This window comes from Mycobacterium sp. E183 (assembly GCF_001667735.1).
In the GTDB taxonomy this organism is placed as follows: domain Bacteria; phylum Actinomycetota; class Actinomycetes; order Mycobacteriales; family Mycobacteriaceae; genus Mycobacterium.
The window spans coordinates 16,488-29,820 of the sequence record NZ_LZJN01000003.1; the positions used below are offsets into that span (position 1 = coordinate 16,488).

12 protein-coding genes are annotated in these 13,333 nt (G+C 68.0%); 3 read left to right on the forward strand and 9 right to left on the reverse strand.

What is annotated here, in order from left to right; translation table 11 throughout:
* Positions 1–18: 18 nt before the first annotated feature.
* The 5 genes from A5691_RS00285 to A5691_RS00305 are packed head-to-tail and all read right to left on the reverse strand — an operon-like array spanning position 19 to position 6,497.
* Positions 19–1,326 (reverse strand): LLM class flavin-dependent oxidoreductase, encoded by a 1,308-nt coding sequence (locus A5691_RS00285; protein ID WP_067759710.1) that lies wholly within the window; start codon positions 1,324–1,326, stop codon positions 19–21.
* Positions 1,327–1,329: 3 nt separating this feature from the next.
* Positions 1,330–3,066 (reverse strand): FAD-binding protein, encoded by a 1,737-nt coding sequence (locus A5691_RS00290; protein ID WP_067759718.1) that lies wholly within the window; start codon positions 3,064–3,066, stop codon positions 1,330–1,332.
* The gene (locus A5691_RS00295) at positions 3,063–3,980 is read right to left on the reverse strand and encodes a 3-carboxyethylcatechol 2,3-dioxygenase (RefSeq protein ID WP_067759723.1); all 918 of its coding nucleotides are present in this window, start codon (positions 3,978–3,980) and stop codon (positions 3,063–3,065) included. The genes A5691_RS00290 and A5691_RS00295 overlap by 4 nt, the downstream gene beginning before the upstream one ends.
* Complete coding sequence (locus A5691_RS00300; RefSeq protein ID WP_067759727.1) at positions 3,928–5,634, reverse strand: bifunctional 3-(3-hydroxy-phenyl)propionate/3-hydroxycinnamic acid hydroxylase; 1,707 nt, start codon at positions 5,632–5,634, stop codon at positions 3,928–3,930. The genes A5691_RS00295 and A5691_RS00300 overlap by 53 nt, the downstream gene beginning before the upstream one ends.
* Positions 5,634–6,497, reverse strand: coding sequence for an alpha/beta fold hydrolase (locus A5691_RS00305; protein ID WP_068018534.1), 864 nt, complete (start codon positions 6,495–6,497; stop codon positions 5,634–5,636). The genes A5691_RS00300 and A5691_RS00305 overlap by 1 nt, the downstream gene beginning before the upstream one ends.
* 124 nt (positions 6,498–6,621) lie before the next feature.
* Here A5691_RS00305 and A5691_RS00310 point away from each other — a divergent pair, with 124 nt between their 5' ends.
* Positions 6,622–7,299, forward strand: a complete 678-nt coding sequence (locus tag A5691_RS00310) for an IclR family transcriptional regulator (RefSeq protein WP_067759737.1) — start codon at positions 6,622–6,624, stop codon at positions 7,297–7,299.
* Positions 7,300–7,313: 14 nt separating this feature from the next.
* A complete protein-coding gene (locus tag A5691_RS00315) occupies positions 7,314–8,933 on the forward strand; it encodes an FAD-dependent oxidoreductase (protein WP_068018530.1) in 1,620 nt (539 codons plus the stop codon).
* Here A5691_RS00315 and A5691_RS00320 read toward each other — a convergent pair.
* Entirely contained in the window at positions 8,930–9,304 is a 375-nt protein-coding gene (locus A5691_RS00320; RefSeq protein WP_067759748.1) for a limonene-1,2-epoxide hydrolase family protein, read from the reverse strand. The genes A5691_RS00315 and A5691_RS00320 overlap by 4 nt on opposite strands.
* A 63-nt stretch (positions 9,305–9,367) precedes the next feature.
* A complete protein-coding gene (locus A5691_RS00325) occupies positions 9,368–10,588 on the reverse strand; it encodes a sensor histidine kinase (RefSeq protein ID WP_067759754.1) in 1,221 nt (406 codons plus the stop codon).
* A 107-nt stretch (positions 10,589–10,695) separates the two neighbouring features.
* On the opposite strand from A5691_RS00325, the gene A5691_RS00330 reads away from it, so the two are divergent.
* Positions 10,696–11,349, forward strand: coding sequence for a response regulator transcription factor (locus tag A5691_RS00330; protein ID WP_067759759.1), 654 nt, complete (start codon positions 10,696–10,698; stop codon positions 11,347–11,349).
* Here A5691_RS00330 and A5691_RS00335 read toward each other — a convergent pair.
* Both A5691_RS00335 and meaB read right to left on the reverse strand, forming a co-directional pair.
* Positions 11,342–12,253, reverse strand: a complete 912-nt coding sequence (locus tag A5691_RS00335) for a thiamine pyrophosphate-dependent enzyme (protein ID WP_067759765.1) — start codon at positions 12,251–12,253, stop codon at positions 11,342–11,344. The genes A5691_RS00330 and A5691_RS00335 overlap by 8 nt on opposite strands.
* Positions 12,254–12,453: 200 nt before the next feature.
* Positions 12,454–13,332: a methylmalonyl Co-A mutase-associated GTPase MeaB gene (gene meaB, locus A5691_RS00340; protein ID WP_068018527.1), complete on the reverse strand. Its 879-nt coding sequence runs from the start codon at positions 13,330–13,332 to the stop codon at positions 12,454–12,456.
* Position 13,333: the final 1 nt, after the last annotated feature.

A 13,333-nucleotide genomic window follows, 5' to 3' on the forward strand; every position in this document is an offset into this window, starting at 1 on the left:
TTCAGCGACCTCCCGGAGTCACTTGTTCTGCTGTTGTTCCTTCAACCGCTGGGCCGCCTGCACCCGGCCCTCGTTGATCTCCGCCATCGCTTCGGGGATTTCGCTGGCGGTGAACTTACCGCCCCGGCCGGTGGGCAGCCCACCGAATGAGTACTTCTCGTCGAACTGCGGCGCGCTGGATTGCGGCCGCCGCGCCTCCACCTTCTCGATGACGGGCTCCAACCGCTTGGCCTTCTCGATTACCGCCTTGGCGTCGCGCTCGATGAATTCGGGCAGCACGTCGGAGCCCATCAACTCGATGGATTCCATCGTGCCCTCGTGGCTGCGCGGGTTGAGCAGCAGGATGATCTCGTCGACACCGCTTTCCTCGTAGCCGCGCAGGAATTCACGCACGGTGGCGGGCGATCCGATCGCGCCACGCCCGGGGCCGTAGGCCAGCGTCGGATCCTTCTCGACCTCTTCCAGGTACCGCTTCCATACCCCGGTCCGCCCGGGGGTGTGAACGCCCGTCATGTAGTAGTGCATGATGCCGAACGAGAAGAAGCCGCCGCCCTGTCCCAGCCGTTGCAGCGCCTGCTCGTCGGTCTTGGCGACCATCATCGACAGGTCGCCCCCGATGGCCAGGATGTTCGGATTGATGCGCGGCGTGACGGGCACGCCGTTCTCTTCGAACTCCTTGTAGTACCCGTTCACCCGCTCGGTCAGCGGGCCGGGACCGGTGTAGGCGAAACTCAAGGCGCCGATTGCCTTTTGGGCTGCCATTTGCACGCTCGCCGGCCGCGTGCAGGCCACCCAGACCGGCGGGTGGGGCTTTTGCAGCGGCTTGGGAACGACGTTGCGCGCCGGCATCTGGACGTGCTCGCCGTCGAAGCCGGAGAACGGCTCCTCGATCATGCAGCGGATCGAGACCTCGAGGGCCTCTTCCCACTGGGCCCGCTTGTCGGCGGGATCGATGTTGAACCCGCCGAGTTCGCCCACGGAGGACGATTCCCCGGTGCCGAACTCGACTCGGCCGTTGGAGAGCAGGTCGAGGGTGGCGATGCGTTCGGCGACCCGGGCAGGGTGATTGACCACCGGCGGCAGGTGCATGATGCCGAATCCGAGCCGGATGCTCTTGGTCCGCTGGCTGGCCGCGGCCAGGAAGATCTCCGGCGCCGTCGAGTGGCAGTACTCCTCGAGGAAGTGGTGCTCGGTGAGCCAGACGGTGGAGAAGCCGGCCTTGTCGGCCGCCTCGACCTCGTCGAGGCACTCCTGCATCATGACGTGTTCGTCGTCGGGTGCCCAGGGCCGTGGCAGGGCGAACTCGTAGAACAGCGAGACCTTCATTTGTTACCTCCTATGAGAATTAAGGGTTTTGGCGGCATGTGCGGCAATGTGATTCGCTGCGACGAAGCCGAACGTCATGGCGGGGCCGATGGTCGCCCCCGCGCCGGCGTAGCTGCGGCCCATCACCGGCGCGGAGGTGTTACCCACCGCGTACAGTCCCGGCACCACCGAGGCGTCGTCCCGCAGCACCCGCGCGTATTCGTCGGTGCTCAGGCCCCCGGACGTCCCGAGGTCACCGAGGACGATCCGGAACGCGTAATACGGCGGGTCGCCCAGCGGATGGAGGTTGGGATTGGGCAGTGTGGGATCGCCATAGTAGTTGTCGTAGACGCTGTCGCCGCGGTGGAAATCGTCGTCGTGACCATTGCGGGCGAGTTCGTTGAAACGGCGGGCGGTTTGGGAAAGATGGTCGACAGGCACGCCGATGCGGTCCGCCATCTCGTCCCAGCTCATCGCGGCCTTGACCACGCCCGATTCCAGCCACGCCGCGGGGACCTTGCGGCCGGTGGGCACCGGTGCACCCGGGATCTTGGGTATCGGGAGGTGGCCTCCGATGACGTAGCGATTCCACGACCTGTGGTCGGTGATCAGCCAACAGGGGATGTGGGTGACCCCGGTCCTTTGTCCGTCGATCATGGCGTGGCCGAAGTCCATGTAGGGCGCCGCCTCGTTGACGAAGCGCTTGCCGTCGCCGTTGACGATGAACTGCGCCGGCATCATGCGCTCGTTGAGCATGAACTGCATCCGGCCGTCCGGCCATTGGATGGCGGGAAACCACCACGCCTCGTCGAGCAACTCGACTGCGGCACCCAGCTTCTGGGCCGCGCGGATGCCGTCGCCCATGGCGGCGGGGTTGCCGAAGCTCCAGTCCTGATCCACCACGGGTAGCAGTTCCTTGCGCCAGGCCAGGTCATGGTCGAAGCCACCGGAGGCCAGGATGACGCCGAGACGCGCGCCGATGCGCCGCGCTTCGCCGTCCCTTTCCACCACCACACCGGTCACCGATCCGTCGGCGTCGGCGAGCAGCTCGGTCATCGGCGAGTCGAGCCACAGCGGGATGCCGCGCTCCCGCATGGTCAATCTGAGCCGAGCGGCCAAGGACTGCCCGATCGCCGCCATCCGCTCACCGAACACCCGTGCCCGGACCATCCGCCCGATCAGCTTCAGCAACACGCCCTTGCCGGCCCACGATTGCCGGATGCGGTAAAAGGTCCGAAGCTCCTTGGGCCCCAGCCAGATTCCTCTGGGCGCGAATGCCAGCGGCTTCAGCAGCAGTTGTTCGTCGGGCCCCAGCTCCCGCAGGTCTATGGGCGGGACGTTGATGGTGCTGCCGAGGTCCGATCCGCCGGGCAGCTCCGGATAGTAGTCGGCGTAGCCCGGCTTCCAGACGAACTCGCACCATCCGGAGAGCCGCTCCAGGAACCCGAGCATTTTCGGTGCGGACTCGACGTACTGCCGGATTCGCGACTCGCTCACCAGTCCTTCGGTGATCAGCCGCAGGTATTCGATGACGCGATCGGGTTCCGGGACGTAGCCCTCCCTGCGCTGCGCGGGCGCCCCCGGCACCCAGATGCCACCCCCGGACAGGGCGGTGGAGCCGCCGAAGCACGGTGACTTCTCCACCACCAGCGCGTCCAGACCCGCGGCCTGGGCGGTGAGCGCGGCCGTCATGCCGCCGCCACCCGACCCGACGACGAGAACGTCGACGACATGGTCGAAACCGTCTGTCGTGGCCGTCATTTCGGTACCGCCGTCCTGATGGCGAATCCGGCGATCAGTTCGGGGGCGGGCTTGTAGTAGCGCCCGACGGTTTCGTAGGGGCCCGCGCTCGCCAGCGCCCCGAATGCGGCGACCCACGTTCTGATCTCCTGGGCGGAGCTGCCGCCCTCGTGGGTCACGAACGAATTGGACCACTGGTCGAGTTCGGTGAGCCATCCGCCGTCGATGATCTCGAGGAACCGCTGATCCCACATCGGGTTCAGCGGTTGCAGGTCGCTGTCGCCGGCGGCGAAACTCTTGGCCGCATCGATCACGGCAGACTGCCGGGCCTGGCGCTGTTCGGGTGTCATCGGCCGACCGTGCACGATGCGCTCCCGCACGGGTGCCGGCGCGGTCGCCAGCGTGGGCACCGGCGGGCTGTGCGAGAGCCCACCCGAGCCCAGCACCAATACCCGCTTGTCCAGCGTGGCCAGGTAGCTGCCGACGGCGGTACCGAGTGCCCGGCAACGATGTAACGGCCCCAGCGGCACGCCGATCGCATTGATGAAGATGGGTATCACCGGGCGCGCGGTCGCCGCGCCGAACAGCTTTTCCAGCGGCTGGACGGTGCCGTGGTCCACGTCCATGCAGGCCGAGACCGCGACGTCGACCCCGGCGTCGAGCACGGCTTTCGCGCAGTCGGTCGCGAGCTTCTCGGGAACGTCGAGCGGACCGGCATGGGTGCCGTAGTCCCCAATCCCGTTGGCGCCCGTGCCGATGCAGAAGGGCGGCATCATCTTGTAGAAGAACCCGTTGTAGTGGTCCGGGGAGAAGCTGACGACGAGTTCGGGATCGTAGTCGTCGACGAAGCGGCGCGCGTCGGCGATCGCTCCCTCGATGTCGTCAAGCAGGTCCTGCGACGGCCCCGGAAGATTCAGGAGCGGGCTGTGCGACATACAGCACAGAGCCAGTGCCACTTTGCGGATCACCCCCTCGTGGCGTGAGGGTGAGCGCGGCGAGGAGTGCGGCGCTCAGGTCGGGGGCGCGCTGGGCGATGCAGGCGCCGGCGATACAGCGGTCCGGACGCAGGAACAGCACCGACTCCTGGTGGGTGTCGAACCAGGACTTGACGGCACCGGTGGGGTCCCCCACGACCACCACGTCGGGATGGTCGTGACCGGTCCAGTGCAGCTGGGTCACGGGCCGCAGCGCAATGAACTTCGCGCCCAGCGCTTTCCAGTTCGCGAAGGCGACGTCGCCGAGGATCTGGCGGGGGTCGTTGTTCCAGCACAGCACGGCGAACCAGTCACCGATGACGTCGTCCAACAGCACGTTGTCGTTTTCGCGGGTATCGACCCGCGGCTGGATGAACAGCGTGCCCACCGGCGAATCCGCCCGCCCCGGGGCGGCGTGCACGACGGCTCCTTGTTCGTAGCGCGGCATCGGCTTGAACCGCATCTCCAGCACATATCGCTTGAGCGACGGCACGATCGACGCCGACCGCACCAGCAGGTCTCGCGCACCGGCCACGCGCCGGTTGGTCGGCGAGATCACTCGACCCACCATCGTGGACAGGTCGATCATCGCCCGCGCGTGCTTGCGGCGCTCCACGTCATAGGTGTCCAGCAGCTTGTCGCCGGCCCGACCGCTCACCACCGCGGCCAGCTTCCAACCCAGGTTGGCCGCGTCGCGGATTCCGCTGTTGTAGCCCTGACCCTGCCAGACCGGCATCAGGTGCGCGGCGTCGCCGGCCAGCAGCAGCCGACCCTTGCGGAACGCCCCGGCGATCCGCGAGTGATGGGTGTAGACGCGCCGCCGGATCACGTCGACCCGCTCCGGGTGCGGCACCATCCGGGCCAGCATCTGCGTCAGGAACGCCGGATCTTCGGCCTGCTCGTCGGTCTCGTGGGCGTGGATCATGAACTCGAACCGCCGGATTCCGTGTGCGATCGAGATCGATGCGTACGGCCGTTCGGGATCGGCGCCGACCTCGCTGTTGGGGTGCCCGAGCGGGTCGTTGGCGATGTCGACCACCAGCCAGCGCGTCGACGATGTCGTCCCGTCGAACGACACGTCCATCATGCGGCGAGTCGTGCTTCGGCCCCCGTCGCAACCGACGACGTAACGCGCTCGCAGGCTGGACGTTTCGTGGTCGTGCCCGCCGAGCTCGACGGTCACCCCACCGGCGTCTTCACGGCACCCCGTCATCGGTCGCCCCCACCACACCTCGACGTGCTCGAACCGGTCCAGGCCGGTGAGCAATTCGGCGTCGACGAGGGGTTGCACGAAGCCGTTGCGCTTCGGCCACCCGAAACGCGCGTCGGGCGGGGCCATTTCGGCGAGCACGCGCCGTTTCGCGTCGACGAAACGCAGGATCTGGTTGGGCACCGTGTGGGGCACGACCCGGTCGGCCAGCCCGATCGACTGAAACGTCCGCAACGCCTCGTCGTCGAGCCCCACTCCGCGCGGATAGTCGATCAGCGTGTCGCGTTCTTCGACCAGCACCGTTCGGATGCCTTGCAGGCCAAGGATGTTGGCCAGCGTCAGGCCGACCGGTCCGGCGCCGACGACCACGACGTCGAAGTCGGGTTGCTGCCCGTCGCCGCTCATCACCGCCCCAGCAGGAAGTCGAGGTGCAAACGGTTGAAGGCCTTGGCGTCCTCGTACTGCGGCCAGTGACCGCAGCCAGGCATCACCTCGAAGCGTGCGTTGGGGATCATCGACGCAATCCGGCGGCCCTCGGTCACGTCGGCGGTCGGGTCGTCACTGGTCCACAACACCAGGGTCGGCGCGGTGATCGCACCGTATTCGTCCGGGCCGATGATGTTGCGCGCCCGAATCTCGGGGTCCTGCAATGCCATGATGTCGCGCATGGCGTCGACGAATCCCGGCTGACGGTAGACGCGTTGGCGGCTGGCGACCAGGTCGTCGTAGTCCTTGGATTTGTCGGCCATCAGCCACTTGATCCGCGCCTGCACCGTCTCCCAGGTCGGGTCTTCGGCGGCGGCCATGGACAGCGTGATGATCCGCTTCATCACGACCGGGTCGGCCTGCGAGCCGCCCGCGGTGTTCAGGACGAGCCGGTCCACCACGTCCGGATGGTCGATGGCGGCGCGGGCGGCCACCCAGCCGCCCAGCGATTCACCGCTGATGCCGGCGCGATCGACGCCGACCGCGCGCAGGACGGCCATCAGGTGTTCGACGTAGTGGCGGACCTCCAGCGGGTGGCCCGGCTTATCCGTGTAGCCGTGCCCCAGCATGTCGATCGACCAGGTCCAGAAGTGCCCGGCGTGCGCTGCGAGGTTGCGGACGTATGCCTCGGCGTGGCCGCCCGATCCGTGTAACAACACCAGCACCGGCTTGCCGGGGTCGCCGGCGCGCAGGTAGCGCGTCCGCACTCCGCCGGCGTCGAGGTAGCCCTGCTCAAACGCGACGCCCTGCAGATCGCTCCAGATGCTCTCGAACTCCGCCACGGTTCCTCTCTGGCCGATGAGTGGGAATCTCGTTCTCGTTTTCGGCGTATCGCGTGTGCTAATATCGCACACTAATGTGCGTTATATATAGAGCTTCGCTCTCCCGTCTGGGTCTGTCAAGGCTGTGACGGGTTCGGGAACGGGTTCGCAGACGCTGGCCAGGGGACTGACCGCGCTGCAACTGGTGGCGGATTCCCCCGGCGGCCTCACCGTGCAACAGCTCGCCGACCAGGTCGGAGTGCACCGCACCATCGCCTATCGATTGCTGACGACGCTGGCGGACTTTCGGTTGGTGGCCAAGGGCGAGGACGGCCGCTACCGTCCCGCAGCCGGCCTCGCAGTACTCGGCGCCGCGTTCGACCGCAACGTTCGCCAAGTCAGCCTTCCGACGCTGCGGGCCCTGGCCGACGAGCTCGGCACCACGGTCTCGTTGCTCATCGCGGAAGGCGACCAGCAGGTGGCCATCGCGGTAATCGTGCCGAGCCACGTGGCCTATCAGCTGTCCTTCCACGAGGGCAGCCGATATCCGCTGGACCGCGGCGCCGCCGGGATCGCGTTGCTCGCGAGCATGCCGCCGCGTCCGGGAGAGCGCGACCTGGTGACCCGCGCGCGTGAGCGCGGCTGGGTGAGCACGTACGGGGAGATCGAGCCCAACACTTATGGCCTCGCCGTGGCGGTGCGCCGCCCGCCGCCGTCGCCGCCAACCTGCATCAACCTCATCTCGCACCGGGAAGACGTCGTGATGCGCGGTAAGGACGCGGTCGTCAAAGCCGCGCAACAGTTGTCGGACCTGCTGAGCTGAAGGGGTAGCGATACATGCCGTGGGACATGCAGGTCGATGTCGTCGTGCTCGGCAGCGGGGGCGCCGGGCTCACCGCCGCACTCACCGCCGCCGCGTCCGGCGCGTCGGTGGAGGTTTTCGAAAAGGCGTCGACGGTCGGCGGAACGACCGCGGTGTCGGGCGGTGTGGTGTGGATCCCCGCCCACAACCGTTCTCCCGAAGGCGAATTGACCCCGGTCGACGCGCTGCGATACCTGCGCGCGCAGTCCCTGGGTTCGATGGACGACGAGCTGGTCGAGACTTTCGTGCACACCGGTCCCGCGATGCTCGACTTCATCGAGGCGCACAGCGGCCTGCGCTTCGAGGTCGCCACCGGCTTCCCGGACTACCGGCCCGAGCTGCCGGGGGGCCGTCCCGGCGGCGGGCGGTCGCTGAGCGCGGGGCCCTTCGATCTGAACCGGCTCGGCGAGTGGGGCGACCGGATCACCGCGTTCCCCGCCGACTGGTCCAACGTCGGTATCGATGCCGAAACGAGGGCCCGCCTGCACGTGACGGTCGGCGAAGGCAGCGACCTGTGCGTCGCAGGCACGGCGTTGATTGCGGGTCTGCTCAAGGGATTGCTGGACGCCGGGGTCACGCCCCGGACCGACGCCCGGGCCGAGGAGCTCATCGCCGAGGACGGCGAAATCGTCGGGGCGCGCATCGCGTTGCCCGGGCGAACCATTCGGGTGCGCGCGCGCCGCGGAGTCGTCCTGGGCGTCGGAGGCTTCGAATGGGATCCGGGTTTGGTGCGGGCATTCCTGCGCGGCCCGATGCACGGCGCGGTGTCCCCGCCCCATAACACCGGGGACGGCCTGCGCATGGCGATGGCGCACGGCGCCGACCTGGCCAACATGGCCGAGGCCTGGTGGGTGCCGATCGTCCAGATCCCGGGCGACACGATCGACGGCAGGCAACGCAGCCGCAGCGTGCGCCTGGAGCGGACTCGGCCGCGGAGCATCATCGTCAACTCGGCGGGGCGGCGCTTCGTCAACGAGGCGTGCGACTACAACTCCATGGCCGGCGCCTTTCACTACCTCGATCCCCGCGGCGGGTACGTCAACGACCGCGGATGGATGGTGTTCGATTCAATTCATTTGCAGCGCTATGGATTCCTGGGCGTCGAGCCGGGACAGCCCGTCCCGGACTGGTTTTGCGAGTCCGCAGACCTCACCGAGCTGGCCGCGAAGACCGGCATCGACGCGGACGGCTTGATCCGCACCATCGACGACTGGAACCGCCACGTGGCCGCGGGGGCCGACCCCGACTTCGGGCGCGGCTCCAGCGCCTACGACGGCTACTGGGGCGACGACAGCGCGACCACAGCCGCGGGCAAGACCCTCGGCCCGATCGACACCGCCCCGTTCTATGCGGTGCCGGTGTGCATCGGCGCGATGGGCACGAAGGGCGGTCCGCGCACCGACCGCGACGGGCGGGTGCTGCATGTCGGCGGCGAGCCGATCCCGGGCCTGTTCGCCGCCGGGAATGCGATGGGTGGGGTCACGGGACGCGCCTACGGTGGCGCCGGCGGGACATTGGGCCCGGCAATGGTTTTCGGATACCGCGCCGGTCACGCGGCCGCTACCGGGAAGTCCGTCGACCTCGAGTCGCGCTAACTGAAGGCGTTCGTGATGGCTGCCATGTCGAAATAGTCGCGCCACGCGGCTATCCGGTCGTCGTGCACTTCGAAAACGCCCATCACCGGCAACGGGATCGATCCACCGTCCTTGCGGCGCATGACATCGGTGCGCTCGTTCATCACCAACGACCCGTCGGCGACCTGCCGGTGCACGTTGAAGTCGATTCCGTCGAACGCGGCCAGGAATCCCGCGATGAATTCGCGTATGGCCTCGCGGCCATGCACCGGATCCATCGGGATGTTGTGGTAGACCGCGTCTTCGGTGAAATACGCGGCAATCTCGTCCGGGTCCGGCGATGCCCAACGCTCGCAGAATTCCGTCACCAATTCATCGGCAGAACGTGTCATGCCCCTCATGCAACACATCGCCGCGGAGCAAATCAAGACCGAAGACGCTGAGCGGCTCGCGGTTCAGTCTGGCACCGGTACCTCGACGCAGATATGGGTGCCCACCGGAGTGTCGAGGAAGACGAACGTTCCCCCGGCGGCCTCCACGCGGGCGCGGTGCGACGCCAATCCGATGTGCCCCTCGCCGAGCCGGCGCGCCACCGTCTGGTCGTCGAACCCCACGCCGTCGTCGACCACGTGCAACACGCACGTTCCGTCCGTGAAGCCGAGCAACACCGAAGCGCTACGGGCCCGCGAATGCTGCACGATGTTGGACAGCAACTCGCGAAGCACGCCGAACACTATCGCGTCGATCTCAGTGCGGATCGGGTAATCGATGTCGGTCGAGATGTCGATGTTCGATCGCTGGGTGGTCAACGTCGCCAACTGCTGGACCGCCGCGGCCAACCCGACCTGCTCGAGGACGGCGGGGTGCAGCTCGAACGTGGCCTGCCGCAATCGCTCCGATGCCATCTGCAGACCGGCCATCGCGCGCGCCACCCGGTCGTCGCCCGGTAGCGCCGAGTCCAATTCGACCAGCTCTTGGCGCACCGCCAAGATGTCCTGCAGCGGTCCGTCGTGGATGGATTCCGAGATCCGTCGCTGCTCGACGTCGGAAGCGGTCATCGTCTGGGCGAGCAGCTCCTCGCGCAGGGTGCTGAGCCCGGCCACCGAGCGGGTGTGCCGTTCTTCCACCCGGACGGCGACAAACGCCGTGACACAAAGGAATCCGTAGAGCAGGAACCGGAACGTGGCTTCGGTCACGCCGATCGATCCGACCATTTCCGGGTCCTCGAGCACCGCGATCGCGAACCCCACCATCGAGAAGAGCAGCACCACGGCCGCCCGCCGAGACGAGACGTCGAGCCCGATCAGGACCGGCAGCGCCGTCATGATGAGCAGCGGATGGAGCCCGTTGGTCGACAACACCTGGAAGACGGTCAGCAGGACCACATCGATGACCGTGAACGCAAAGGGTTCCAGGCGGCCGACGCGGGCCAGCCGCCCCCGGGTGAGCCATCGCCGGCTCGGCGAGAAAGCCAGCGTCAGAGCAAAGAGCGCCACCACGCCGTACACCACGATCAGCACGGTTTGCTGGGTCCACTCGGACCGGCGGGTGCCGCTGAGCATCGCAGCGATCATCAAGCCCACCACGCCGACCCGGAGGACCGACGCAAGCCGATACGAACGCAGCTGATGAAGCCTGCGCACCCGACCCAGTTCCGCGTCGCTCGCGACCGCCACGCGAACACAGTACTCATCGGCGGCGGCTCTCTCGGGGCAAAGCGCCCAGGCGTGCATCAGAGTTTTCGCTGATTGCCGCGGACGCTTTGCGGGCTAGACTCATCGCCATGGCCGGCCCAGCAGCGCCCGACAAGGTGCGGGTGGTTGTCGGCGACGATCACCCCCTGTTTCGTGAGGGCGTCGTGCGCGCCCTGTCGTCGAGCGGTTCGGTGAACGTGGTCGGCGAGGCCGACGACGGTTCGGCGGCACTGGAACTGATCAAAGAACATCGGCCCGACGTCGCCCTGCTCGACTTCCGCATGCCCGGCATGGATGGCGGGCAGGTCGCCGCGGCGGTGCGGAGTCAGGAATTGCCGACCCGCGTGCTGCTGATTTCGGCGCACGACGAGCCGGCCATCGTGTACCAGGCATTGCAGCAGGGCGCCGCCGGGTTCGTGCTCAAGGACTCGACGCGCAGCGACATCGTCAAGGCCGTGCTCGACTGCGCGCAGGGCCGCGACGTGGTGGCGCCGTCGCTCGTCGGGGGCCTTACCGCGGAGATCCGTCATCGGGCGCAACCGACAGGACCCGTGCTCAGCGCGCGAGAGCGCGAGGTGCTCAACCGAATTGCGCGCGGCCAAAGCATTCCCGTGATCGCCGCCGAGCTGTTCGTGGCCCCGTCGACGGTCAAGACGCACGTGCAGCGCCTGTACGAGAAACTTGGCGTCAGCGATCGTGCTGCCGCCGTTGCCGAGGCGATGCGGCAAGGCCTGCTCAGCTAGTGGCCGGCCAGTGGTCCGATTCGCTGATCGTCGGACCGTCCGTCCGCAGAAGTGAGTTCGCGACCGCGGCGGCCTCGCCCACCAGGTGGCGGGCCCGCCGTTCCACCTCGTAGAGGTGGCCGGCGCCGACTCCGATGTTGGTCAGCCGTCGGCGGGCGTAGACCAACGGATCGACTCCTGCGGGATGGTTGGTCCGGTAGGTAACCGCCTCGACCATGGCGGGACCTCCGCCGGCGCCGGCTCGCTGCACCGCTTCGCCGACCGAAGCACGCACTGCCGCAACGTCTTTGCCGTCGACCGACGAGACGGGTAACCCGTAGCAGTCGCGCGGCCCGCGGCGCACACCGGACCCGTCGCGGATGCTCTCGACGACGAACACGACCGGAAGCCGCCACGACACCGCGATCCGCGCGGCCGATTGGAACTCGGCGGACTTGGCGGCGTCGTCCCCGATGACGCACACGGTGACCCCGCCTGCGCCCGCCACCTGCTGCCCGTAGGCGTCGCCGATCGCGAACAGAATGGATTGCCTGACCGGGCTCGACGTGCCGAAGATCTGCTTCCATTCGGCGGCGAAGACGCTTTCCTTCGCACCGCCGGCCGCAGGCCTCGTCGGGGCGGTCATCTCGGCGATGGCCGGACCTAACGGTCGGGCGAGGCCGACCTCCTGGGCGTGCTGGAAGTGGCGGATCGCGGTGTTCAGGATGTCGCCCGGCCGAAGCGCCGCGATGGTGCCGACGGCCACGGCCTCCTGGCCGAAGGCGGCCTCCATGGGCCCGTTGAGCAGCCCGTCGATGCGCCGCTCTTCCAACGCCATGTCAAGGAGGCGCAGTACCCACAATTGGCGGTACAGCTCCAGCTGCTCTTCAACGCGTGCGGCCGACAGTTCGGGTGTGCGAGCCATGTGCCGGGTCTCCTAACTCGTCGCGGGATCGTGGCGGCGTCGGCCGGAGCACTGCGACGGACGGGGGTCCGGTCGGTGGCTGAGGTGACTGCCGTTGTACACACGATCAACGTAGGGCGGCAGGGCGGGCCGGAACTCCGCCGATCGGTCCGCAAAGGGGATGAATCTCCGTTCCCCCAATCGGGGGACAGCGCGGCGGCTCAGTCCTGGTCGCGAGGGGTCGGTGACAGCAACTGCTCAGCCGCCGAGTAGGGGTCCCGGTCGCCGTCGACGACCGTCTCGGCGAGCCGGTCGAGGTCCGGCCGGCCCCGCAGCCGGGTCTGCGCCAGCGACAGGATCTGGGCGCGGGCGCGGGCCAGCCGGCGGGCGCGAGTGTCGGTGCGGTGGTGATCCTCAATGGCCGCCATCAATTCCGCGATGCCCTCGCCGCGCGCGGCGACGAGGCTGACGATGGGTGCGTCGGTCTCGGCCCGCAGGTCCCGCACGGTCTGTTCGGCGCCGTCCCGGTCGGCCTTGTTGACGACCACGATGTCGGCGACTTCGAGCACCCCTGCCTTGGCCGCCTGAATCGCGTCGCCCGCACCGGGATTGAGGATGACGACGGTGGGGTCGGCGACCGCGGCGATCTCGATTTCGGACTGCCCCACCCCCACGGTCTCCAGCAGCACGACGTGGTAACCGATCGCCCCGAGCAGCCGAATGGCCGCCGGTACCGCGGCGGCCAATCCCCCGAGGTGACCACGGGTCGCCACCGACCTGATCAACACGTCGGAGTCGTTGATATGCGCGGCCATCCGTATTCGATCGCCCAGCAGTGCACCACCACTGAACGGCGACGACGGGTCCACGGCCAGCACCGCCACCCGGGACCCCCGCTCCCGGTAGCCGCCGACCAGGGCGGCGATCGTCGTGGACTTGCCCGCGCCCGGGGGCCCGGTGATGCCAACGACGTTCACCGATGACGGTTCGAGGCTGGCCAGCACCTCGTCACGGCGCTCGCCCTCGACCAGCGAAAGGAGCCGACCGGCCGCGCGCGGAGATCCGTTGCGCGCGCTGATGATCAGGTCGGTGATCTCCATT

Coding starts and splice junctions, on each gene's coding strand:
- A5691_RS00285 (WP_067759710.1), bottom strand. CDS start 1,326: ATGAAGGTCTCGCTGTTCTACGAGTTCGCCCTGCCACGGCCCTGGGCA.
- A5691_RS00290 (WP_067759718.1), bottom strand. CDS start 3,066: ATGACGGCCACGACAGACGGTTTCGACCATGTCGTCGACGTTCTCGTC.
- A5691_RS00295 (WP_067759723.1), bottom strand. CDS start 3,980: ATGTCGCACAGCCCGCTCCTGAATCTTCCGGGGCCGTCGCAGGACCTG.
- A5691_RS00300 (WP_067759727.1), bottom strand. CDS start 5,634: ATGAGCGGCGACGGGCAGCAACCCGACTTCGACGTCGTGGTCGTCGGC.
- A5691_RS00315 (WP_068018530.1), top strand. CDS start 7,314: ATGCCGTGGGACATGCAGGTCGATGTCGTCGTGCTCGGCAGCGGGGGC.
- A5691_RS00320 (WP_067759748.1), bottom strand. CDS start 9,304: ATGACACGTTCTGCCGATGAATTGGTGACGGAATTCTGCGAGCGTTGG.
- A5691_RS00330 (WP_067759759.1), top strand. CDS start 10,696: ATGGCCGGCCCAGCAGCGCCCGACAAGGTGCGGGTGGTTGTCGGCGAC.
- A5691_RS00335 (WP_067759765.1), bottom strand. CDS start 12,253: ATGGCTCGCACACCCGAACTGTCGGCCGCACGCGTTGAAGAGCAGCTG.
- meaB (WP_068018527.1), bottom strand. CDS start 13,332: ATGGAGATCACCGACCTGATCATCAGCGCGCGCAACGGATCTCCGCGC.